Genomic DNA, 23,293 nt, shown 5'->3' on the forward strand with positions numbered 1-23,293 from the left:
TCAGCCGACGGCGTTGTCGGCGTAGTTCACCGTGATGTTCTTGAAACCCAGCGACTGCAGCAGGCCGACCAGCATCGTCCTGGTGTTCTTCTCCGCGTCGGCCACCAGCGGGCTCTTCTCGGCCGCGGCCTGGATCTGCTTCTGCGCGAGTTCGTACAGTGCCTGCTGCGAGTTCGGGTTGCCGCTGAGGAACTCGTTGATCCGGGTGAACAGGCCCTGCTGCTGCGCGTAGACGTGGGACTCGTGCACGTCCAGGGTCGCCGGCTCCAGCTGGGCGTGGCCCAGGGTGATCGTGGCGGACAGGCGGTCGTCGGAGACCTTGATCGCGTCGCCCTTCAGGTGCGAGAAGTCGACGAACGCGTTGTCCGTGCCGACGCCGATGAACAGCGTGTCGCTGCCCACGAGGAAACTCGGCAGCACCGAACCGGTCGTGATGTCGACGACCACCTGGAACGAGCCGCTGGCCGCCTCGTAGCGGGAGAGCTCGACGATCGACTGCAGCAGCACCGGACCCGAGTGCTCTTCGGTGTGTTCGGCGAACGGGTTCCGCAACTGGGGTAACAGGTGTACGGCCGATCCGACGAGCACCGCCGCGACGACGACCACTACGGCCACGGCCATGGCGATGAGCCGCTTGCCCCATTTACTCATACCGGCAGGAATACCCACGTCGCCGCCCGGTCAAGCGGCCGGCGGCGGTACGGTGTTGCCCGCTCGCGTGGCCGGCCCTCCGACGACGGGAAACATCGTGCGCAAGTCCCTGTGGCTGTGGATCCTGCTGATCTTCCTCGCCGTCCTGGTGCTGGGGATGATCTTCGGCGGCTACCGCATGGGCACCAAACTCGGCGAAGGCCCGCCGGGCGGCGATCAGCCGTCGACGTCCATCGCGTTCGGGTCCTTCGGCGGCTTGTAGGTCGCGTTGAAGTCCGCGATGTCCTTGTCCGTGATCGACTTGAGCTCCTTCGGGTCGAGGTCGCCGCGCTCCAGCGCGGCCCAGTCGTCGGCCGTCGGGTTCTTGTAGAAGCCGCCGTAGCCCGGCCATTCGCCGGTGCGGGCCGCGTCGCGGGCGCCGTGCATCTCGGCCGCGTCCCACTTGTCGATCGGCTTGGTCGTCACGTGGCCGGTGCCGTCCACCGTGTGGCCGCCCGCCGGGGTGGCCTGACCGGCCTGCGGGTTGTACCGCATGCCCTCGCCGCCGGAGTGCATGTCGTCGACCATCTTGTGGTACGAGTCGTCGGCGATGTCCATCCGCTTCTGCTCGGCGTCGTAGGAGGCCCGGTCCGGGTGGTTCGGGTCGGCCTTGACGTCGTCCCGGCGGTCCTGCTCGGCCTTCGCCTTGTCCGCCGTGTCCTTGTCGTAGAGCGGGTGGTCCTTGTTGTGGACGTGGTTGGGGTCGTCCCCGTGGTAGACCTGATCGGAGAAGCTGTGCGGCTTGTCGTAGCCCGCACCGATGGTCTGCGAGTTCTGGAAGCCTTGCTGGTGCCCGTAACCGAGCTGGTTGAGCTGCACCGCGCTGCTCGGGTCGTTGGCCTCGATGGCGTTGCGCTGCGCGTTGCGGTACGACCCGAGGCGGTCGTCGTAACCGAGCTTGTCGTCCTTAGTCGTGTTGGGCGAGTCCCGGACGTCGCCCTTGGTGAACCCGGACTCGTGGTTGCTGCCGCCCTTGCCCGTGCCCGGGTGGTACCGGTGGTTGGCGTAGTCCTCGTAGTACGCGTTGGCGTTGTTCTCCAGCGGCTTGCTGCTCTTGTCCGCCCGGGAGCCCTTCGCGGCGCCGTTGTCGGTCAGGATGTCGTAGCCGGCGGCGTGCTCGGACTGGTGCGTCTTGTCCCCGTCGATCTTGAAGTCGTGCTTCTCGTCGAGGCGCTTGCGCTCGGCGTTCCGGTCGCCGTAGGTGCCTTCCGGGTACTTGCGCTTGCTCGTCGACGGCCCGGAGTTCCCGCGGGCGTAGGGGTGCGCCTGGGCCTTGGCGGCCGCGGCCGCGCAGGGTGTGGTCCGCGTCGGGGCCAGGCCGAGCGGGTCGATCATCGCGGTCGGGTTGCCGACGTAGGCCAGGGAGTCCGGCGCCGGGGTCAGGCCCAGCGGGTCGTGGGAGAGGTACCGGCCGGTCTCCGGGTCGTAGTAGCGGTGCCGGTTGTAGTGCAGGCCGGTCTCGGGGTCGTGGTACTGGCCCGGGAAGCGCAACGGCGTCCCGGCGGTGCCACCGGCCGAGACGACCGGGCCCCACAGCGCGGTGTGCACGTGCCCGGCCAGCGCGCCGGTGTCGTCGACCAGCTCCGCGGGCGCTCCGACCAGGTCCGAGACGATCGCGTGGAACCGGTCGCCGCCGGCCGCGCCGAGGACGCGTTCGGTCTGGGTGAGCGGCAGCCGCGCGCCGGGCGCGTACTCCCACACCGTGGCGACCGGCGGCCGTCCCGGTCCACTGTGGACCTGTTCGGCGGGGAGCTGGCCGTCCCAGGCGAATTCGACCTGCTCGGCGACGCCGCCGGTGGCGTCGAGGCGCTGCTTGGCGACGCGCCGGCCGAGCGGGTCGTAGCGGTAGCGCCACCCGACACCCTCCGGCGTGCGGACGCCGAGCAGCCGGTTCTCCGCGCTCCACTCGTAGGTCCAGCGCTTCCCGCCGCGCTCGCGGGCGGTGACGCGCCCTTCGCCGTCGTGGGTGTAGCCGGTGGGGCCGGCGGTGGTGAGCAGGGTGCCGGTGTAGGCGCGCGGACCGGTGGCCTCCGGCGCGCCGGACCAGCCGGCTCCGGTGACGGCGCCGGTCACGTCGTAGTCGTAGTTCTCCTGCCAGCGCGGGCCACGCACCGCGCGGACCCGCCCGGCGGCGTCGACGTCGAGCGTGCGCGGCCCGGAGATCAGGTCGTCGACGCCGGTGAGGTAGCCGTCGATCAGGTAGCCGTACTCCCGCCGCTGCACGGTTTCCGCGCCGCGGAGCACCGTCTGCGCCGAGAGCTGCCCGGTGGGGGTCCAGTCCTGGCGCAGCTCCGCCACCGGCCCGGCGCCCTTGTGCAGCCGGCGCACCGTTTCGCGGCCCGCGGCGTCGTAGCCGAACCGCAGGGTGCGCCCGGCGGTGGCCAGCGCGGTCGGCCGGTCGGCGGCGTCGTAGCCGATCACCGACTCCGCGCCCGACGGCGTCCGGCGGCCCACGCGGCGGCCGAGCGGGTCGTAGCGGGAGTACACGACCCGGCCGTTGATCGACTCGGACAGCACGCGGCCGAGCGCGTCGTAGGTGAACCGGACCTCGCTGTGCGCGTTGGCCGCCGACAGCATCCGGTCGGCCGCGTCGTAGGTGAACACGGCGACCTCGTCGGCGCTGCTGCGCCGCACGACCCGGCCCACGCTGTCCCGTTCGAGGGTGATGACCTGCCCGGCGCCGTTGGTGCGGTGCACGAGCCGGCCCGCGGCGTCGTAGCCGTAGCGCAGGACGCGCCCGTTGTAGTCGGTCTCGCCGACCTTCCGGCCCGCGGCGTCGTACTCGTAGCGCCACACCAGGCCGCGTTCGTTGGTGACCGAGGTGAGCCGCAGTTCGGTGTCGTAGCCGTACTTCAGCGTGCCGCCGCCGGGGCTCCGCTCGCTGACCGGCACGTCGAACTGGGCGTACTCGATGCGGCTGACGCCGCCGCGCGCGTCCGTCCGCTCCTCGAAGCTGCCCCGCGCCGTCGAGGCGAACCGCTCGACCGCGCCGTCGGCGTCCCGCGCCTGCACGAGGTTGCCGGCGGCGTCGCTGACCAGGGTGGTGGTGTGGCCCAGCGGGTCGGTGGTGCTGGTGGTGTTGCCGAGCGCGTCGTAGCCGTAGCGCCACACGGCGCCGTCCGGCTCGGTGACGAGCACGGGGAGCCCGGCGGCGTTGGCCTGGATCCGGGTGACGCCGCCGAGGGCGTCGGTCGCGGAGTCCACGGTGCCGGTGAAGGGGTCGTAGGTGTAGGCGGTCGCGGCGCCGGTCGGGTCGACGGTGCGGGCGAGGCTGCCACGCGCGTCGTACTCGTAGCGCCACACGGCGCCGTCCGGTCCGGTCACCGCGGCGGGCCGGCGCCGTTCGTCGTAGCCGACGACCATGCGCCCGCCGTCGGGCCGCGTCACCGCGGTGAGGTTGCCGATCTCGTCGTAGTCCCAGCGCGTGACGTGGCCGAGCTCGTCGGTCTCGGCGACCACGCGCCCGAAGCGGTCCCGCTCGGCGCTGGTGGTGTGGCCCAGCGGGTCGATCTGCCCGATCACCCGCAGCCGCTCGTCGAGCCGGTAGCGGGTGACGGCGCCGAGCGAGTTCGTGACGGTCGTGACGCCGGGCTCGTAGGCCAGTTCGGTGTTCAGGTAGCCGCCGGTGCCCTGCGCGCGCACGCAGCGCCCCTGGGCGTCGTAGCCGTAGCGGTACCAGCGGCCGTTGACGTCGTCCCAGCGCACCAGCCGGCCGTCGGCGTCGTAGGTGAACTTCTGCGGGGTGCCGACCGCGTCGACGACCTCGACCAGCCGGCGCGCGGCGTCGTAGCCGTACTCCGCCAGCGGGATCGGCGAGCCCGCGGTGCGCAACGCCGTGACCAGGCCGTCGGCGCTGTCGATCTCGACGCGGTAGCCGCCGGAGTGCTCGATGGCCACCGGCACGCCGTCGCGGTAGCGCAGCACGATCCGGTTGCCCGCGCCGTCGACGACCGCGCGCAGCGGCAGGGTGGTGGCGCCGCGGCCGGCCGCGAAGTAGCGCATCCGGTCGGACTGCGGGTCGCCGACGATGAACCCGTGCCGGACCCGGCGCAGCGCCAGGTACGGGCCGCTCTCCGGGACGACGGCCTCGACCCCGCGCGGGACCGGGTAGCGCAGCAGCGTGCCGTCGGCCAGGGCGAGGTGCAGCCCGTCCGGCTCGACCTCGAGCCGTTCGTCCAGCGTCGAGGTCCAGGTGGGGCCGAACAGCCGGCCCGCGCGGTAGGTCGACAGGTGCGTGCGCGCGACCACGAGCGGCAGCGCGCCGGGCAGCGACACGTCCTCCTGCTCCAGCATCACCGCCCCGGTCGCGACGTCGATCGGGTCGCCGCAGTCCGTCTTGTCCTTGGTCGGCGTGGTGTGTTCGTCCGGCTTGGCGTTGTTGTCCTTGATCCGCGGCCCGTCGTCAGGCTTGCCCTTCGGCGTCGACGACGGCTTCGTGTCGCCACCGTCGGGGCCTTTCGACGCCGGGGGCGGCGTGGGGTCGGGGCTCTTGGGCGTGTCGTCCGGGCCCTTGGACGCGGGCGGCGGGTCGGTCTTGGCCGGCGGCGCGTCCGCACCCGACGAGTGCGTACCGTCGCCGTCACCCTTCGCACCGGACGGCGACGTGTTCCCATCACCCTTCGGCGCCGGCGGCGGATCCGTCTTCGCCGGCGGCGCATCCGGCCCGCCCTTGCCCTTCGGACCACCCAGATCCTTCGGGTTCCCCTTGATGTCGATCTTGTTCGGCGGCGGAGACGCCTTACCCGGCTTGATCTTCCGCAACGCCTTCGCCGCATCCGAGAACAGATCACCCGCCCGCTTCAGCAACGGAACCAGCGCCTTGAGCGCCGTGACGAGCCGCTTGACCAGGTCCGCGATCTTCGACGCCGTCTTCGCCACCGCGCCGATCACCTGCGGCACCACCCAGGTGAGCCCGATACCCAGGGTGAACACGACCTGCAACGCCCAGCTGATCAGATGCCCGATCAGCTCCGCGATGATGTCCCGCACCAACGCCCGCACCGCGGCGACGACCTCACCAGCGGTCTTCACACCACTGGAAGCGCCTTCACAACCCTTCTGCGCCGTGTTCAACAGCGTCACCGTGTCATCAGCGCGCTGCCGGTAGCTGTCCCCGGCGGGCCCGGTCCAGGACGCCGTGTCGGCCTTGACCATCCCGGTCAAGTCCTCACCGATACTGCCCAGCTCGGTCGCGATGTTCTTCCACGTCTCCGACTGCGCCGCGATCTCATCCGCGTTGCCGGTCAGACCGTTGAGCGCTTCCTTCAACGGCCCGACGTGCTCCATCAACCACCCGACACCCGCGGCGAGAACCGCCCCGAACGGGTCCATCGCCATCGACAGTGCATCGAGCGCGGTGCCGACGGCGCCCATCGCGACGGAGGCCCAGTCACCCGACTCGATCGCGGACTTCAGGTCGGCCGCCGACTCCAGCAGCGAGACGCCCGAATACGCCTTCGTCGAGTCCTTGGTCTCCGCGACCAGCGGATTGCTCACGTGCGACTTCCCCTCCACCGGCCGAGCTGCAACAAGTGAAGTTAACAAGAACCATCCGGGTGAACCACGTGAACCCCGGCTGAATGCCTCTTCGCCCCGTCGATCTTGCCCCGTTCCTCGTGCGGTCCACGAGGATTACGGGCCGATGTCCGAGGCGTAGGCGAAGAGGGTGACGCGGTCAGGAAGCTTCGTCTTCGTCATCAGGCTGGACACGTGCTTTTCCACCGTCTTCGGGGAGATCAGCAGCCGCCGGGCGATCTCGGTGTTGCCGAGCCGGTGCGCCAGGAGCCGGAACACGTCGTACTCGCGGACGGTGACGCCGGCGTCGAGCAGCTCACGGGGGAGCCGGTGCAGGCCGGGGCGTCGCTGGCGGACCGGCTCGCCCGCGCGGCGCAGCAGGACCCGGCACGCGCCGGCGACCGCCGGGACCGCGGCGTCGTGGAAGTACTCCTCCGCGGCGCGCAGCCACGGCACCGGGTCACCCCAGCCGTCGGCGAGGGCGGCCTCGGCCACGAGCCGGGCCCCGAGGTGGATCGCCATCCGGTACGGGCGGGCCGCGTCCCGGGCCTCCTTCGCCGCGGCTTCCGCACGGGCGCTGTCGCCGTGGCGGCCGTGCAGGACCGCCTCCGCCAGCGCGGTGAACTGCCGGTTCCAGCGCAACCGGCCCGCCGGGGTGGCGGCCGCGGCCGCCAGCTCGGCCGGGCCCAGGTCGCCGGCCAGGACGTCCAGCAGCGGCCCGAGCCCGTGCCGGCCGGACAAGGGCGCGCCACCGGCGAGCCCCAGGTCGCGCCGGGCGCGGTCGCGGTCCTCCTCGAGCAGGGCGCAGAACGCCTGGGCCAGCCCCAAGCCGGGGTCACCGTCGGCGGCGCGGATTCCGGCCAGCGCCTCGGTCATGCCCGCCCGGTCCGCCTGGTGGGCGGCGCAGACGGCGCGGGTGACGCGGGCGTGGCGGACTACGGCGTCGAGGTGGTGGCGCTCGGCGGCCGCCGCCAGCCGGGCCGGCTCGCCGGGCCGGTACTCGCCCCCGAGCACCTGGCCGTACCGGACGATCCGGGCGTCCGCCGCGTGGCTCACCGCCACCGCGCCACCGCGGTCCGCCTGGTCCCGGGCCAGCACCAGGCCGCCGACGTCCCCGTCCGCCTGCGCGAGGTGCTCGCCCAGCCGGAGCAGGACGTGCGTGCGCCACAGCGGCAGCCGGTGCGTGTCGGTCAGCAGCCGGGCCCGCTCGAGGTGGTCCCGGGCCGCGTCCGGGTCCCGCTCCCAGGCGAGGACGCCGAGCGCGAGCAGGGCCTGGCAGGCGACGACCGCGTCGTCGTGCCGTTCGGCCTGCGCCAAGGCGGCTGTCGCCAGCCGCCCGGCCTCGCCGGGGTCGGCTCCGCCCGGGGCATCCAGCAGCAGGAGCGCGTGGACGGCGTCGATCGCCGCGCCCTGCCGGTCCGGGCCGGCGGACCCGTGACACGCCCGGGCGGCGGCCACCTGGGCGAGCCCGGCGTCGTACCGGCCCGCCAGGCAGGCGGCCCAGGCCAGCCGCGCGTGCAGCGCGGCGGCGCGGTGGAACAGGCCGACCTCGTCGAGCCGGCCCGACAGCTCGAAGGCCCGCTCGACCTGCCCGGTCTCGCCGAGCACGTAGGCCAGCGATTCGAGGACACCACCACGCAGCGGGAGATCGGGGCTGTCGGTCAGCAGCGCGTCGGCGCGGCCGAACAGCCCGACCGCGGCCCCGGCCGCCCCGACGGCGAGCGCGCGCTGCCCGGCGTCCGCGAACAGCCGTCCCGCGACGGCCCGGTCACCCGCGAGCCGCCGCAGCTCCGCGACCCGGGCGCACCAGTCGCCGGGGAGCCCGGGGTGCAGCCGTTCGGCGGCGTCCGCGGCGAGGCGGGCGAGCTCGGCCCGCCGGGTGGGACCCAGCCGGGTGAGCACGGCTTCGACGGTGAGCGGGTGCCGGAAGGCGTACCAGCCGAGCGCCGCCGGGTCCGGCTCGACGAGCCGCGCGTCGATCACGGCGTCGAGGAAGCCGGCCACCGTCCGGTCGTCGGCCCCGGCGGCCCGCTGGACCACCGGCGCGGCGAACCGGGCGCCCATGACGGCCGCGGCGGCCAGCAGTTCGGCGCCGTCGGATCCCAGCTGGGTCATCCGGGCCTCGATGCTGGTGACCAGCGCGACGGGCACGGTCCCGGCCGGTTTGTCCGCGAGGTGCCAGCCGTCGGCCCGCTCGAGCAGCAGCCCGTCGTGGATCAGCTCGTGCAGGAGTTCTTCGACGAGGAACGGGATCCCGGTGCTGAGCTGCCACAGGTGCCCGGCCGTCGCGCCCGGCACCCGCTCGCGGTCCGTGCCGAGGCACGCCGCGATCACGCCGTGCACGTCGTCGCGGCCCAGCCGGTGCAGGGTCCGGACCGCGCAGACGCCGTGCCGGGCCGCCGAGCGGGCGATGTCGCGGGCGGTGGAGGTGTGGTCGCGGATCGTGCCGATCAGCAGCACCCGGGCCGATTCCAGGTTGTTGACCAGGTACTCCAGCACGAACAGGGTCTCCGCGTCGGTGTCGTGGAGGTCGTCGAGCACCAGCACGCAGCCGCCGGCCCGGCCCACCACCGCGAGCAGCCGCAGCACCGCCTCGGCGACGACCAGCAGCGGCGGCGCCGGGTCGTCGTCCGGGCCGGTGCGCCAGTCCGGGACGAGGACGCCGAGCGCCGGCAGGTACGGGCCGAGCTCGGCGACGTCGAGGGGTTCGGTGTCCCGGGTCAGCGAGAGCAGGGCCTCGGCCAGCGGGCGGAACGGCACCAGCGGGCCGATCGAGCTGCCCTGGCCGCGCAGCACCCGGGCGCCGCGCCCGGCCGCCCGGGCGGCCACCTCCCGCGCGAGCCGGGACTTGCCGATCCCGCTTTCCCCGACGAGGACGACGGCGCGGCCGTGCCCGGCCAGCGCGTCGTCGAAGGCCGTGGCGAGCTCCCGCAGCTCGCCGTCCCGGCCGATCAGGTCCGGCGACCGGATCAGCATGCCCGGTGGGTACCGGGTAACGGGACATGATCATCGGAATAATCGTATTCGCTCATCGAATTGTTCCCCCAGCTCTCCGGTCACTCCGGATAGGCACTTCTTGGATACACGACGGGCGTGATCACGCCAAGCGGGACCGAATACTGGAATAAGCGGGAGCGTTGCGCGGAGGTCTTCTGGTAACGGGGCGGGCGAGTCCCCCAGGTTTTCCCGGCCGGATCGCGGGACCCCGGAATCCGGGGCTCGCCCGATCGGAGGTTGACACGCGCCGGGCGCGTCCGCGTCCCGCTCCGGCGCCGTGAGCCACGCCGCACCGGTGGTCCGGGCCGGCGGCGCCGACGTGCCGGTCGGGCCGGATTCGCGCTGCTGACGGCGATTCCGCGGGACGGCGGGGGCACTCCGTGGGAAAGGTGGGGGAGCGGCCCCCATGGCGCCGCGCCGCCCGGCATGGGCAGACTGGCGATCGCCACGGCTGGGGTGCGGTGGACCGGGGCACTGGGGTGACACGGCGGGAATGCGACGCGGAGCGATCCGCGCCGCACATCGGCGCGAACTCGTATTCGGCAGGGTCGCCGGATTCGGCGCGCCTTTCGTCGTGCTCCCGGGCAATCATCTCGAACAGGACAACTCCTTGACGCGGCGACGCGGAAGTCGCGGACCGGCAGAATGCGGGGAAAACAAGTGCTTGCGAACGGAATCACCCGGGTCGGCGTGGTCGGCTCGGGCACGATGGGCGCGGGGATCGCCGAGCTCTGCGTGACGAAGGGCGTCGACGTCCGGCTGGCGGTGTCGCGGGAGTCGTCGCTGGTCTCGGCGCCACGGCGGATCGCGGCGTCGCTCGCCCGCCGCGTCGAGAAGGGGAAGCTGGCCCCGGCCGAGCGCGACGCCGCGCTGGCCCGCCTCTCGGTCGGCACGGACCTCGCCGACCTCGCCGACCGGCAGCTGGTGATCGAGGCGATCCCGGAGGACGAGCAGCTCAAGCTCGGCCTGTTCGCCACGCTCGACAAGGTCGCCGGCGACGACGCGGTGCTGGCCACGACGACGTCGGCGATCGCGATCACCCGGCTCGCCGCGGTGACCAGCCGCCCGGAGCGGGTGATCGGCCTGCACTTCTTCAACCCGGTCACGGCGCTGCGGCTCGTCGAGGTCGTCCCGGCGCTGCCGACGGCCGACGCGGTGACCGACCTGGTGACGGCCTTCGCCGAGGACACGCTGGACCGGCGGGCGGTCACCGTCGCCGACCGCAGCGGCTTTGTGGTCAACGCGCTGCTGATCCCGTACCTGCTCGCGGCGATCCGGATGGTCGAGGCCGGCTACTGCCCGGCCGAGCGGGTCGACCTCGCGATGGAACTGGGCTGCGCGCACCCGATGGGCCCGCTGCGGCTGGCCGACCTGATCGGCCTGGACGTCGTCGTCGCCATCGCGGCCGCGCTGCACGCGGAGTTCAAGGAGCCGCTGTACGCCACGCCGCCGTCGCTCGCGCGGCTGGTCGAAGCCGGGCACCTCGGCCGCAAGACCGGCCGCGGCTTCCACACCTACTGAAACCCCTGAGGAGAAACCGATGCACTCGTTCCTGAACATCAAGAAGTCGGCCCGGATCAGCGACGACTTCTGGGACGTCACCAACAAGGCCGGGCTGTTCGACGTCGTCGTGGCCGGGCTCGGCGACGGCCGCCACCGCGCGCTCGCCGACGGCCACGAGTTCGTGAACATGTCCTCCTACTCCTACCTCGGCCTCGACACGCACCCGAAGCTGGTGCGGGCCGCGGCCGACGCCGTGCTCGCCGAAGGCGCGCTGAACACCTCGACGTCCCGGATGCGCGTGCGCTTCGGGGCGCTCAGGGACGCCGAAGCGGCGCTCTCGGAGCTGTTCGACGTCGAGGCCGTCACGCTCAACTCGTGCGCCGCCGCCGCGTGGGCGGCCCTGCCGCTCGTCGCGTCCGGCATCTTCACCGAGGGCGAGCCGCCGCTGATGGTGTTCGACAAGAACGCGCACTTCTGCCTCAACGCCATGAAGCCGAGCGTCGCCGACGAAACCGAAGTCGCCGTGGTGCCGCACAACGACGTCGAAGCGCTGGAAGAACTGTGCAAGCAGCACAAGCGGGTCGCCTACGTCGCCGACGGCGTCTACAGCACCGGGGGCCAGGCGCCGGTGAAGGAACTGCTGCGCCTGCAGGAGAAGTACGGCCTGTTCCTGGTCTTCGACGAGGCCCACGGCATCTCCACGGTCGGCCACCGCGGCCGCGGCGTCGTGCTCGAAGAGCTCGGCCAGATCAACGACCGCACGATCATCATCACCTCGCTGAACAAGGGCTTCGGCGCGTCCGGCGGCGCGATCTTCCTCGGCCGCCGCGGGTCCCAGTGGCGGCTGGACACCGCGCAGCGCAACGGCGGCCCGCTGATGTGGTCGCAGCGGATCAACACCGCGGGCCTGGGCGGGCTGCTCGCGTCCGCGGAACTGCACCGCACCCCCGAGCTGACCGCGTTGCAGCAGCGGCTGCAGGACAACATCGCCCTGTTCGACCGCCTGGTGGAGACCGGCGAACGCGGCGACGGCCTGCCGATCCGGTTCGTCCGGGTGGGGTCGGAGGACGCGACCGTCCGGCTCGCGCAGGGCCTGTTCCGCAACGGCTTCTACGTCTCGCCGATCTTCTTCCCGATCATCGGCCGCGGCAAGGCGGGGCTGCGGATCATGCTGCGCGCCAGCATGACCACCGCGGAGATCGAGCGGTTCGCCGCGTTGCTGGGCACGTTGGGGGAGGCGTGACGGCCCTGCGTTCGCACGTCGACGTCGCCTCGGCCGGCTTCCGCCGCAACGCCGAGGACTTCGAGGTCAACCGCGCGGTGATCGCCCTGGCCAAGGCCGCGGCGCTCGCCGGCGGCAGCGAGAAGGCCCACCGCAAGCACGCCGGCCGCGGCAAACTGACCGCGCGGCAACGGATCTCGCGGCTGCTCGACCCCGGCACGCCGCTGCTGGAGGTCGGCCAGCTCGCCGCCCACGACGTCTACGACGAGCCGGTGCCCTCGGCCGCGCTCGTCACCGGGATCGGGGTCGTGGCCGGCCGGCCGTTCATGATCTTCGCCAACGACGCCACGGTGAAGGGCGGCACGTACTTCCCGCTCGGCGTCCGCAAGCACCTGCGCGGGCAGAAGATCGCCCGCGAGAACGGCCTCGGCTGCCTCTACCTGGTCGACTCCGGCGGGGTGTTCCTGCCGCTGCAGGAGGACCTCTTCCCCGACGAGGACCACCTCGGCCGGATCTTCCGCAACATCGCGGAGATGTCGGCCGCGGGGCTGCCCCAGCTGGCGGCCGTGATGGGGTCGTGCACCGCCGGCGGCGCGTACATCCCGGCGATGTGCGACGAGACGGTGATGGTCCGCGGCACCGGCACCGTGTTCCTCGGCGGCCCGCAGCTGGTGCGCGCGGCGACCGGGGAGGTCGTCGACGCCGAGACGCTCGGCGGGGCCGACCTGCACACCCGCGTCACCGGCGTGGCCGACCACCTCGCCGAGAACGACGACCACGCCCTCGCGATCCTGCGTGACCTCGCCGCGCGCAGCACCCGGCCGCGGCTGGCGGAACCACCTCAGGCGCCGCGGCCGCCGAAGTACGACCCCGCCGAGCTGCCGGGCGTCGTCAGCGCCGGGCTCAAGGAGCACATCCCGGCGCGCGAGATCCTGGCGCGGCTGCTCGACGACAGCGAGCTGACCGAGTACCGCGCCCGGTTCGGCCCGACGATCGTCTGCGGGACCGGGCACGTCGGCGGCTACCCGGTCGGGGTGCTGATCAACGACGGCGTCCTGTTCTCCGAGAGCGCGCAGAAGGCCGCGAACTTCATCGAGGTGTGCGCGCAGCGCGACATCCCGCTGCTGTTCCTGCACAACATCAACGGGTTCATGGTCGGCGCCGAGTACGAGGCCGGCGGGATCACCAAGCACGGCGCGAAGCTGGTCAACGCCGTCTCGTGCGCCAAGGTGCCGAAGTTCAGCCTGGTGATCGGCGGCAGTTACGGCGCCGGCAACTTCGCGATGTGCGGGCGGTCGATGGGCTCGCAGCTGATGGCGATGTGGCCGAGCGCGCGGTCCACGGTCGTCGGCGCGGAGCAGACGGCGAAGGTGATGACCCTCATCCGCGGCGACCAGCTCGCCAAGGAGGGCCGCGAGCTCACGCCCGAGGAGGAAGCGGCCATCCGCGAGCCGATCCTCGCCTCCTACGAGCGGCAGGCGCAGCCGTTGTACTACGCGGCCCGGCTGTGGGTCGACGCCGTCGTCGACCCGGTCGACACCCGGGACTGGCTGGCGCTGTGCCTGGCCATGGCCGCCGACGCGCCGAAGCGGGAGACCCGCTTCGGGGTCTTCAGGATGTGAGGGAAGATGCCGAAACGTGTGCTGATCGCCAACCGCGGCGAGATCGCCCGCCGGATCGCGCGCACCTGCCGCCGGCTCGGCGTCGACCACGTCGCCGTGCACTCCGACGCCGACGCGGGCGCCGCCCACCTCGACGGCGCCTTCGAGACCGTCCACATCGGACCGTCGGCGGCCCGGGAGAGCTACCTCGACATCGACGCGGTCGTCGGCGCGGCGCTGCGGACCGACTGCGACGCCGTCCACCCCGGTTACGGCTTCCTGTCGGAGAACCCGGAGTTCGCGGCGCGGGTGACCGAGGCCGGGCTGGTCTACATCGGACCGGACGCCGCCACGATCGCGGCGATGGGGGACAAGGCCCGGGCCCGGGAGCTGATGGCCGCCGCCGGCGTGCCGGTGCTGCCCGGTTCGGAGCACGCGACGGAGTCCGCGGCGCAGCTGCGCGCCGACGCCGCGCGGATCGGGTACCCGGTGATCCTCAAGCCCGTCGCCGGGGGCGGCGGCAAGGGCATGCGCGTGGTCCACGGCGAAGCCGAGCTGCCCGACGCGGTGGCCGAGGCCGTCCGCCTCGGCCGGGCCGGCTTCGGCGACGGCCGGCTGCTGGCCGAGCGGTACGTCGCCGCGCCCCGGCACATCGAGGTCCAGGTGTTCGGCGACCGGCACGGGAACGTGGTGCACCTGCTCGAACGCGAGTGCTCGCTGCAGCGCCGGCACCAGAAGATCGTCGAGGAGGCCCCGGCCCCGCACCTGCCGCCGGTCACCCGCAAGGCCCTGCTCGACGCGGCCGTGCGGGGCGCCACCGCGCTGGGTTACGTCGGCGCCGGCACGTTCGAGTTCATCCTCGACGGCGACGGCCGGTTCTTCTTCCTCGAGGTCAACACCCGGCTGCAGGTGGAGCACCCGGTCACCGAGGAGATCACCGGGCTCGACCTGGTCGAGTGGCAGCTGCGCGTCGCCGACGGCGAGCCCCTCCCGCTGCCGCAGCACCGGATCCGGGCCACCGGCCACGCGATCGAGTGCCGGGTGTACGCCGAGGACCCGGCCCACGGGTTCCGGCCCGCGCCCGGCCGCGCCGAGGTCGTCGAGTGGCCGCCCGAGGTCCGCGTCGAAGCCGCCTTCGACGGTCCCGGCGCGGTGCCGGGCTTCTACGACCCGATGGTCGCGAAGCTGGTGGCCGCCGGGCCGGACCGGGAAACGGCGCTCGCCCGCCTCCGCACCGCGATCGGGGAGACCACGCTCGTCGGGCTGACCACCAACCTCGGCTTCCTCGGCGAGCTGCTGGCCGAACCCCGGGTGCTCGACGGCCGCGTCGACACCCACCTGGTCGACGCCTTCACCGCCCGGTCCGCGCCGCCGGACCGGGCGGGGCGGGCCCTCGCCTGCGCGGCGGCCATGGCGGTGCCGGACCGGACCGCCGGGGCCTCGCCGTGGTCGGGCACCGTCGGGGCGTTCGACCGCGCCGCCCTCGACCCCGACGCGCCGCTCGGGCGGATCGGGCTCCGCCACGAGGGCCGGGACCACGAGGCCCGGCTGCTGTCGCGCGACCGCGCCGGGCTGCGCGTCGACACCGACGGCGGCCGCTTCACCGTGCTCGCGGAACCCGCGTCGGGCGGGCTGGTCCGCGGCACGGTCGGGACCACCCAGTGGACCGGGTTGGCCACCGCGGCCGGCTACGAGATCGTCATCGGCGGCCACCGCGTCGCGCTGGGCCGCCGGAGTTTCGACGAAGGCGGCGGTGACACCTCCGACGGCGCCGTGCGCACGCCGATGCCGGGGGTCGTCGTCGGGGTGGCCTGCGCACCCGGTGCCCGGGTCGAAGCGGGGGAGCTGCTGGTGGTCGTCGAGGCGATGAAGATGGAGAACCGCATCGTCGCGCCGTTCGCCGGGACGATCGAGCGGCTTTCCTGCGCGCAGAACGAAACCGTCACCGCCGACCAGGTCCTGGTCACGCTCACACCCGAAGGAGACACCCATGCCTGACGCACCGAACCTGCTGTTCGTCGGTGGCGCGCGCCCGCTGAGCTTCAGCCTCGACATGGCGACCGAGGCGCTCGCGCAGGCCGCCGCGCGCGGCCTGCGCGTGCACGTCACCAACACCGCCGAGATCCTCGCCGCCACCGCGCCGGTCGTCGCGGCGGCCACCGTACAGTCCACTGTGGACGTCCTGGCGCCCGGCGCCTCCGCCGCGTGGGCCGCGGCCCGGGTCGCGGCCGGCGAGCGGTTCGACGCCGTCTACGCGCTGCAGGAGCTGGCCCAGGTCGCCGTGGCCGAGACGGCCGAAGCCGTCGGCGCGCCCGGCAACCCGCCGGCCGCGGTGCACCGCGTCCGGACCAAGGACGCCTGCCGCGAGGCGCTCGCCGCGGCCGGGTTCCCCCAGCCGGTCGTCGGGCTCTGTACCGGCGAAGCCGAAGCGGCGGTGTTCCTGAAGGAGCACGACGGGCCGTGGATCGTGAAACCGCGCGACGCCATGGGCAGCGTGGGCGTCAGCCTGGTCACCGACGCCGCCGAGCTGCCCGCCGCGCTCGCCCTGCTGCCGGACGCGAAGCCGTTCCTCGTCGAGCAGTTCGTCGACGGGCCGGAGTTCAGCGTGGAAGGCGTCTTCCTCGGCGGGGTCCCGAAGATCCTCGCCGTCACCGCCAAGGAGAAGGTCCCGCCGCCGTTCTTCGTCGAGACCGGGCACGTGCTGCCGGCCCCGCTGCCCGACGCGCGGCGCCGCGAGATCGAAGCCACCGTGGCGGCCGCGCTCACCACGCTCGGCCTGCGGACCGGCGGTTTCCACGTCGAACTCTGGCTCACCCCCGCCGGCGTCGTGCTCGGCGAGGTGCACGGCCGCTTCGGCGGCGACTGGATCCACCGCATGCTCGCCCACGCCATCCCCGGCCTGGAGCTCTACGGGCTGGTCTTCGACGACATGCTCGGCCGGCCGGGCACCGGCGTCCCGCTGGCGCCGAGCCGCGGCGCGGCCGTCCGGTACTTCACGCCGCCGCCGGGACGCCTCGCCGCCGTCGAGGGCTGGGAGCAGGTGCGCACGCACCCCGCCGTGCTGCACGCCGAGCTGGGCGTCGGGCCCGGCGACGAGGTCAAGCCCCTGCAGCGCTCCGGCGACCGCGTCGGGTTCGTGGTCGTCGGCGCCGACACGCCGGAGGCGGCGAGCGCGCTGGCCGCGGACCTCACCGGTTCCGTGAAGTTCCTCTTCGAACCCGAGATCGAGCCCGAGATCGACCCCGAACCCGAGCCCGGCCGGCTGCCCGGTCTCTGGGCCCTGCGCTGACGACCGAAGGACGACATGACCAGCGACATCGGCATCATCGCCACCGGCTCCTACCTGCCCGACCGCGTCGTCACCAACGCCGAGATCGCCCCGGCGGCCGGCGTCGACGCCGCGTGGATCGAACGCAAGACCGGCATCCGCGAGCGCCGGCACGCCGCCCCCGGCCAGGCCACGTCGAACCTCGCGGCGATCGCGGCCGACCGGGCCCTGCTCGCGGCCGGGCTGAGCCCGGACGACGTCGACCACGTCGTCGTCGCCACCTCCACCCCGGACCACCCGCAGCCGGCGACGGCCAGCCTCGTCCAGCACCTGATCGGTGCCCGCTCGGCGAGCGCCGTCGACGTCAACGCCGTGTGCAGCGGGTTCGTCTACGCGCTGGCGATGGCCCGGGGGCTCGTGCGCGACGGCGGGCACGCGCTGGTGATCGGCGCCGACGTCTACTCCCGCATCCTGGACGTGCGTGACCGCAAGACCGCGATCCTGTTCGGTGACGGTGCGGGGGCGGTCGTGCTCGGAGCGGTATCGGCGGGAGGGGGCGTCATCGGCACGCGGCTGCGCGGACACGGTGCCGACCACCGGCTCATCGGCGTGCGCGCGGGTGGCAGCCGGGTGCCCGCGTCGGTCCGCTCGGTGCTGGACGGCGAGCACTACTTCCGGATGGACGGGCGTGGCGTGCGCGAGTTCGTCAGCGGGCACGTCCCGGCGGCCATCGCCGGGACCCTGCGGGAGAGCGGGCTGCCCGCCACCGCCGTCGACCACCTCGTGCCGCACCAGGCCAACGGGGTGCTGCTGCGCGAACTGGGGGAAGCGCTCGACCTGCCGAACGCGACCCTGCACCTGACCGTCGACCGGTTCGCCAACACCGGCGCGGCGTCGGTGCCCATCACCCTCGACGCCGCCCACCGCGCCGGCGCGCTCGACGTCGGCGATCTCGTGCTGCTGGCCGGGTTCGGCGGCGGCATGAACCTCGGCATCGGCCTCTGCCGCTGGACGGCTGCGCCGCCGCGGCGCGACACCGCCGTCCGGAACCACACCAGCGCCCTGTCCCACGGCTGAGAAAGGTCTGTCATGCCCGCGCTCCTTCCCCGCAGCGGACCGCCCCGGCTGCTCGCGGTGGCGACGCTGATCACGATGACCGGCTACGGCGTCTACCTGACCGCCGGTGTCCTCTACTTCACCCGGGCCGTCCACCTGCCCGCCGGTCAGGTCGGGGCCGGGCTGACGATCGCCGGCGCCGTGTCGCTCTCGGCCGGGATCCCGTTCGGGCACCTCGCCGACCGCCACGGCGCCCGCACGGTCTACGCGCTGACGCTGGTGCTCGGCGCGATCTCGATGGCGGGGTTGTGCTTCGCCGGCGGCTTCTGGTCGTTCGTCGTGTTCGCGAGCCTCGGCGCCGCGGCCCAGACGGCCGGCCCGGCCGCCCGCAGCCCGCTCGTCCAGGAGTACGGCGGCGAGCGGCCCGCCGAGTTCCGCGGTTACCTGCGGTCGGTGACCAACCTGGGCATCGCGTTCGGCGCGCTGCTGGCCGGCTGGGGCGTCGCCGCGGACACCCGCAACGCCTACCTGCTGCTCATCGCGGCCAGCGCGGTGTCCTACACCGCGAGCGTGGTCGTCGTGCTGTTCCTCCCGTCCGTGCCACCGAAACCGGCGGGCGCCGGCCCGCGCTGGGTGGCCCTGCGCGACCGGCCGTACCTCGTGCTCACGGTGCTGGACGGCGTGATGGCGATCCAGTACCGAGTGCTGACGGCGGCGGTCCCGCTCTGGCTGGTCAGCCGGACCACGGCGCCGAACTGGACGATCTCCGGCGTGATGATCGTGAACACCGCGATCGTCGTGTTCTTCCAGGTCCGCGCCAGCCGCCGGATCGACACGACCCACGCGGGCGCGGTGGCGTTCCGCCGCGCCGGCTTCGCGTTCTTCGCCGCCTGCGTCGCGATCGCCGCCATGGCGGGCGCGCCCACCTGGCTGGCCCTGGTGTTCCTGCTGGCGGCGGTGGTGGTGCACACGATCGGCGAGATCTGGCAGGCGGCGGGCGGGTTCGAGCTGTCGTTCACGCTGGCGCCACCCCACGCGGTCGGCCAGTACCAGGGCCTGTTCGGCATGGGCTTGGGCCTGGGCGTGACCCTCGGCCCGGCGGTGCTGATCGCACTGTGCATCACGTGGGGCACCCCGGGCTGGTGGGTGGTGGGCGGCATCTTCGTGGTGACAGGCCTCGCGGTCCCGCCGGTGGTCCGCTGGGCGGAGCGCGACCGAGCCCGCAAAGCGGTGGCCGAGCCACAGGCGGCTTGACGCGGTTTGGTGTGTCAGGAGCCGGTGGCGAGCTGCGAGAACAGCGCTGCTCGGCCGGACCCGGCCGCGATCCGGCACGCGGTGGTGGCCGGGCGCCAGCGGCTTGAAGATCAGGTGCGCGGCGAGCGCCGGAAGAGCGCTGCTCGCCGAGCGCCTGGTCGTCGGCCGCGACCGCTCCGGCATCGATGAGTCTTCGGCGCCCGAGCCTCTGGGCCGAGCGCGACCGGGCCGAGCGCGACAGCCCGCCGTGCCTAGGCAGCTTGGTACGTCAAGAACCGGTGGCGAGCCGGGGGAACAAGACCTCCGCGGCCGCGCGGTCGACGTCCGGGAAGTGCTCGGCACCCGGGCCCTCGTACGTGGTCAGGTTCCGGTCGAACCCTTCGCGCCATTCCTTGGGGGCGAACGGGAAGTCGCTGCCGTAGAGGACGTGGCCCGGCTCGGCGAAGGCGTACAGGGACGGCAACGCCGTCGGGGTGGCCGACAGCGCCGTGTCGAAGTAGAACTTCCGCAGCCCGGCCAGGATGCCGTCCGGGGTGGTGCCCGGGTTGAACATCGCCGCGCCGGTGAAGCGGTGTGCGGCGAACGGCAGGAAACCGCCCGCGTGCGAGAGGATGACGCGCAGGTCCGGGTGCCGGTCGAACACGCCGTGGGCCACCAGGTCGAGTGCGGCGCGCGTGGTGTCGAACGGGAAGTCCAGCAGCGGGCTCGGCAGGCCGTCGAGCCGCGCGATCGGCGGCTCGGCCGGGTGCACGAACACCACGGCGCGGCGCGCGGCCAGTTCTGTCCACAGTGGACCGTACGCCGGGTCGCCCAGGTAGCGGCCGCGGGCGTTGGACAGCAGGACGACGCCGTCGGCGTGCAGTTCGTCCAGCGCGCGCACGGCTTCGGCGACGGCGCCGTCGAAGTCCGGCAGCGGCAGCACGGCGAAGTGCCCGAAGCGGTCGGGGGCGTCCTTGACCAGCTCCGCCTGGAAGTCGTTGACCTCGCGGGCCAGGTCGCGGGCCGCGGCGTCGTCGCCGAAGTGGACGCCCGGTGCGCTGATCGACAGCAGTCCGGTGGCGATGCCCGCGCCGTCCATCATCGCGGTCGCGGCGCCGGGGCTCCACGAGGGCATCGGCCATCCGCCCGCGGTTTCGCCGTTGTCGTCAAGGGCCTTCAGGTAGCGGGGCGGGAGCAGGTGCTGGTGTACGTCGATCCGGCCGGTCATAATGTCTAGCCTCCTAATAGCTAGGTTGCTAACTATTGCTTTGCTAGGCTAGCTCGCATGACGACGACCGGCAACCACCCGCCCACCGCTGCGGAGGTCGACGAGCTCGTGCAAGCGGCCGACACGGTGTTCTTCGCGATGCGGAAGGCCCGGTCGGCGGGGGCGGACCGGGACGGCGGGCTGTCGCTGCCGCAGCTCACGATGCTCGAGCCGCTGGCCGCCGAGCCGGAACTGCCGGTCGGCCGGCTCGCGGCGGCCGCGGACGTCTCCATCCCGACGGCCACCCGGATGCTTCAGCAGCTCGAAGCCGCCGGGGTGGTGGTGCGCCGGCGCTCGGCCGCGGACGAGCGCAAGGTGCTGGTGGCGTTGACGGCGGAGGGCAGCGAACGGCTGACGCGGCTGGTCGCCCGCCGCCGGGAACGTCAGGCGGAGGCGTTCGCCGTCTTCACGCCCGCGGAGCGCGAACAGCTCGTCGCCCTGCTCCGGAAGCTCGCGCCGGTGATCGACGTCAACCTGGGTGGCCGGGACTGAGCAGGTAGGCCATCGCCATCTCGGCGAGCTCGTCCGCGTACCGGCGCTGGGCCGCCTCGTCGGTGAAACTGTCCGGCCGCACGGAGTTGTGGAAGCAGGCGCCGAGGATGGCGCGGGCGACGGTGTCCAGCGCCGTCCCCGGGTCGGCGCGCCGGATCTGCCCGGCGTGGGGGAGGGCCGCGTCGAGCAGGAGGCGGTGGATTTCGGTGATGGTGCGGGCGCCCAGCGCCAGCGCGTCGGTTTCCCGCGCGCGCAGCAGTTCGGGGAAGAGGTTGCTGCTGTCGGTGAACGACTGCAGCAACGCGTGCGCGTAGGCGGTCACGACGCCGGCCAGTGACGGCCCGGCCGCGCGCAGCCGCTCGGCCACGAACTCCTCGCGCTCGTCCAGCATCCGCTCCGTCAACGCGGTGATCAGCTGCTGCTTGCCTTCGAAGCGGCGGTAGATCGAGCCGACCGAGACGCCGGCGCGTTCGGCGACGCCGTTGATCGTCAGCTCCTCGAGGCCGAGCGAGGCCGCGAGCTCCCCGGCCGCCTGCAGGACCCGGGCCAGGGTCGCGGCACTGCGCGCCTGCCGGGGTTCCCGGTAGTGCGGTTCGCGGCTCGGCTGCTCGGTCACATCGGGCATGGTAGTGGCGGCTCCGGTAGTCGATCTTGACAAGCGGCGCGTGGCCGACGCTACAGTAGCGAATGCGAGTTCGCATTCTCATATCACTCCGGGTAAGGGAGCTGTCATGTCGACGCAGGGGGAGGCCCGCGCCCTGATCGCCGCGGTCCGGGACCGCCGTGGGGAACTGGCCGAGGGTGGTTTCGCCGCCGATCGCGACAACGCGGACCCCGCCGCGAACCTGGCCTTGCTGGCCGGGCTCGGGGTGGCCCGGCTGGCCGTGCCCGCCGCGTACGGCGGGCTGTGGGACGGCACGGAACGCGGCGGGTGGGGCGCGGTCATCCGGGCGGTGCGGGAGATCAGCGCGGGCGACGGCCCCACCGGGCAGAACTGGCTCACCACCGCGCTGGTGGCCCGCGAGCTGTTCGGCCCGGACAGCGGCCTGCCGGAACCGACCCGCGCCGAGCTGGCGCGCCGCCTGCTCGACGACGGCCTGCGGCTCGTCTCCTCCGCCGCCGAAACGGGCGTCTCGGGCAGGACGACCGCGCGGCCGGTGGCCGGCGGGGTGGTGCTGAACGGCACGAAGTCCTTCAACACCAACAGCGGCGGCCTCGGCGTGGCCGCCGTCCGCTGCCTGCTGGCGGGCGAACCGCCCACGCCGCACCAGGTCCTGGTGGACCTGACCCACCCGCAGGTGCGGCTGCACGACGACTGGGACACCATGGGCCAGCGCGGCACCCGCAGCCAGACGGTCACCTACCAGGACGTCTTCGTCCCCGACGGCCGGCACCAGCCCCTCGCCGGGCCGTTCTCCCCGGTCTTCCTGGGCGCGGCGATGCTGCTGCACGCCGGCCTGCTGCAGGGCATCGGCGAAGGCGCCCTGGACGCCCTCGTCCAGCACACGCGCACCATGAAACGCGGCTCGCTGCCCCAGTTCGCCACCCCGGCCGAGGACCCGCTGATCCTGCGCCGTCTCGGCGCCCTCTCCAGCAGGCTCGCCGCGTCCCGCGCCCTGCTCCACACCGCGGCCGACCAGCTGGAAACCGGCCGGGACGGCGAAGACGACGGCACCGTCGACTGCTTCCGGGCCAAGGTCGCCGCCGTCGACGCGGCCCTCGAAGCCGCCGCCGGGATCCACGAGATCACCGGCGCGCGCAGCACGTCCAACGCCTTCCGGTACGACCGCTACTGGCGCAACGCCCGCACCTTCGCCTCGCACGACCCCACGGACGCGAAGAACGTCTACATCGGCGGTTACGAGCTCAGCGGGCACCTCCCCGCGTTGTCGAGCATCATCCGCCTGTGACGGTGACCGCGGTCGCACGGGGCGGGTGTCGAGAACGTCGTGCCGGCTCCGTCCCCGGGGCAAGAGCGGCCACGAGGGCCGCGCGACACGGGAGGACAGCATGACGATCCACCGGATGGACCACGTCGGCGTCGTGGTCGGGGACCTCGCGGCCGCCATCGCGTTCTTCGTCGAACTGGGCCTGGAGCTGGAGGGCGAGGCGTCCGTCGAGGGCGACTGGGCGGACCGGCTCATCGGGCTCGACGGTGTCCGCACGGACATCGCCGTCGTGCGGACGCCGGACGGCCACGGCCGGGTCGAGTTGTCGACTTTCCGCTCGCCGGTGACCACGGCCACCGCGCCGCGGCCGTCGGTGGACGTCCCGGGCATCCCGCGGCTCACGTTCGTCGTGGACGCCGTCGACGACGTCGTCGACCGCCTGCGCGGCCACGGCGCCGAGCTGATCGGCGAAGTGGTGCGGTACGAGGACTACTGCCGGTACTGCTACGTTCGCGGGCCCGAGGGCATCATCATCGGGCTGGTCGAAGAACTCGCCTGAAG

The 23,293-nt window shown here is 73.3% G+C and carries 16 protein-coding genes; 11 read left to right on the forward strand and 5 right to left on the reverse strand.

The window, feature by feature from the left end; genetic code table 11:
- Complete coding sequence (locus OG570_RS30110; protein WP_326952493.1) at positions 1-651, reverse strand: DUF4230 domain-containing protein; 651 nt, start codon at positions 649-651, stop codon at positions 1-3.
- Positions 652-748: 97 nt separating this feature from the next.
- On the opposite strand from OG570_RS30110, the gene OG570_RS30115 reads away from it, so the two are divergent.
- The gene (locus OG570_RS30115; RefSeq protein WP_326952494.1) at positions 749-913 is read left to right on the forward strand and encodes a hypothetical protein; all 165 of its coding nucleotides are present in this window, start codon (positions 749-751) and stop codon (positions 911-913) included.
- On the opposite strand, the gene OG570_RS30120 is transcribed toward OG570_RS30115, so the two are convergent.
- Together OG570_RS30120 and OG570_RS30125 are read right to left on the reverse strand one after the other, a co-directional pair.
- Positions 868-6,186 (reverse strand): RHS repeat-associated core domain-containing protein, encoded by a 5,319-nt coding sequence (locus OG570_RS30120; protein WP_326952495.1) that lies wholly within the window; start codon positions 6,184-6,186, stop codon positions 868-870. The two genes, OG570_RS30115 and OG570_RS30120, sit on opposite strands and share 46 nt — an antisense overlap.
- A 135-nt stretch (positions 6,187-6,321) precedes the next feature.
- On the reverse strand, positions 6,322-9,180 hold the full coding sequence (locus tag OG570_RS30125; RefSeq protein WP_326952496.1) for a helix-turn-helix transcriptional regulator: 2,859 nt from the start codon (positions 9,178-9,180) through the stop codon (positions 6,322-6,324).
- 681 nt (positions 9,181-9,861) lie between these two features.
- On the opposite strand from OG570_RS30125, the gene OG570_RS30130 reads away from it, so the two are divergent.
- From OG570_RS30130 to OG570_RS30160, 7 genes are read left to right on the forward strand one after another with little or no spacing between them, the layout of a single operon-like run.
- Entirely contained in the window at positions 9,862-10,722 is an 861-nt protein-coding gene (locus OG570_RS30130) for a 3-hydroxybutyryl-CoA dehydrogenase (protein ID WP_326952497.1), read from the forward strand.
- A 19-nt stretch (positions 10,723-10,741) separates the two neighbouring features.
- Positions 10,742-11,947 (forward strand): 8-amino-7-oxononanoate synthase family protein, encoded by a 1,206-nt coding sequence (locus tag OG570_RS30135; protein WP_326952498.1) that lies wholly within the window; start codon positions 10,742-10,744, stop codon positions 11,945-11,947.
- Positions 11,944-13,548, forward strand: coding sequence for a carboxyl transferase domain-containing protein (locus OG570_RS30140; protein ID WP_326952499.1), 1,605 nt, complete (start codon positions 11,944-11,946; stop codon positions 13,546-13,548). The genes OG570_RS30135 and OG570_RS30140 overlap by 4 nt, the downstream gene beginning before the upstream one ends.
- Positions 13,549-13,554: 6 nt before the next feature.
- A complete protein-coding gene (locus tag OG570_RS30145; protein WP_326952500.1) occupies positions 13,555-15,525 on the forward strand; it encodes an acetyl/propionyl/methylcrotonyl-CoA carboxylase subunit alpha in 1,971 nt (656 codons plus the stop codon).
- Positions 15,518-16,816: an ATP-grasp domain-containing protein gene (locus tag OG570_RS30150; protein WP_326952501.1), complete on the forward strand. Its 1,299-nt coding sequence runs from the start codon at positions 15,518-15,520 to the stop codon at positions 16,814-16,816. Before OG570_RS30145 ends, OG570_RS30150 begins: the two co-directional genes overlap by 8 nt.
- A 15-nt stretch (positions 16,817-16,831) precedes the next feature.
- Positions 16,832-17,872 carry a 3-oxoacyl-ACP synthase III family protein gene (locus tag OG570_RS30155; protein WP_326952502.1) on the forward strand — a complete coding sequence of 347 codons (1,041 nt, stop codon included), beginning with the start codon at positions 16,832-16,834 and terminating at the stop codon, positions 17,870-17,872.
- A gap of 12 nt (positions 17,873-17,884) precedes the next feature.
- Positions 17,885-19,105 (forward strand): MFS transporter, encoded by a 1,221-nt coding sequence (locus OG570_RS30160; protein WP_326952503.1) that lies wholly within the window; start codon positions 17,885-17,887, stop codon positions 19,103-19,105.
- A 268-nt stretch (positions 19,106-19,373) separates the two neighbouring features.
- On the opposite strand, the gene OG570_RS30165 is transcribed toward OG570_RS30160, so the two are convergent.
- Positions 19,374-20,312, reverse strand: a complete 939-nt coding sequence (locus OG570_RS30165) for an amidohydrolase family protein (RefSeq protein ID WP_326950613.1) — start codon at positions 20,310-20,312, stop codon at positions 19,374-19,376.
- Between the two features lie 57 nt (positions 20,313-20,369).
- Between OG570_RS30165 and OG570_RS30170 the strand changes: the two genes are divergently transcribed.
- Positions 20,370-20,843: a MarR family winged helix-turn-helix transcriptional regulator gene (locus OG570_RS30170; protein ID WP_326952504.1), complete on the forward strand. Its 474-nt coding sequence runs from the start codon at positions 20,370-20,372 to the stop codon at positions 20,841-20,843.
- On the opposite strand, the gene OG570_RS30175 is transcribed toward OG570_RS30170, so the two are convergent.
- The gene (locus OG570_RS30175) at positions 20,821-21,459 is read right to left on the reverse strand and encodes a TetR/AcrR family transcriptional regulator (protein WP_326952505.1); all 639 of its coding nucleotides are present in this window, start codon (positions 21,457-21,459) and stop codon (positions 20,821-20,823) included. The genes OG570_RS30170 and OG570_RS30175 overlap by 23 nt on opposite strands.
- A 115-nt stretch (positions 21,460-21,574) precedes the next feature.
- Between OG570_RS30175 and OG570_RS30180 the strand changes: the two genes are divergently transcribed.
- Positions 21,575-22,753, forward strand: a complete 1,179-nt coding sequence (locus tag OG570_RS30180) for an acyl-CoA dehydrogenase family protein (protein ID WP_326952506.1) — start codon at positions 21,575-21,577, stop codon at positions 22,751-22,753.
- Between the two features lie 100 nt (positions 22,754-22,853).
- On the forward strand, positions 22,854-23,291 hold the full coding sequence (locus OG570_RS30185) for a VOC family protein (RefSeq protein WP_247052875.1): 438 nt from the start codon (positions 22,854-22,856) through the stop codon (positions 23,289-23,291).
- The last annotated feature ends 2 nt before the right edge of the window (positions 23,292-23,293 follow it).

The sequence above is a fragment of the Amycolatopsis sp. NBC_01286 genome, assembly GCF_035982555.1.
Taxonomy (GTDB): domain Bacteria; phylum Actinomycetota; class Actinomycetes; order Mycobacteriales; family Pseudonocardiaceae; genus Amycolatopsis.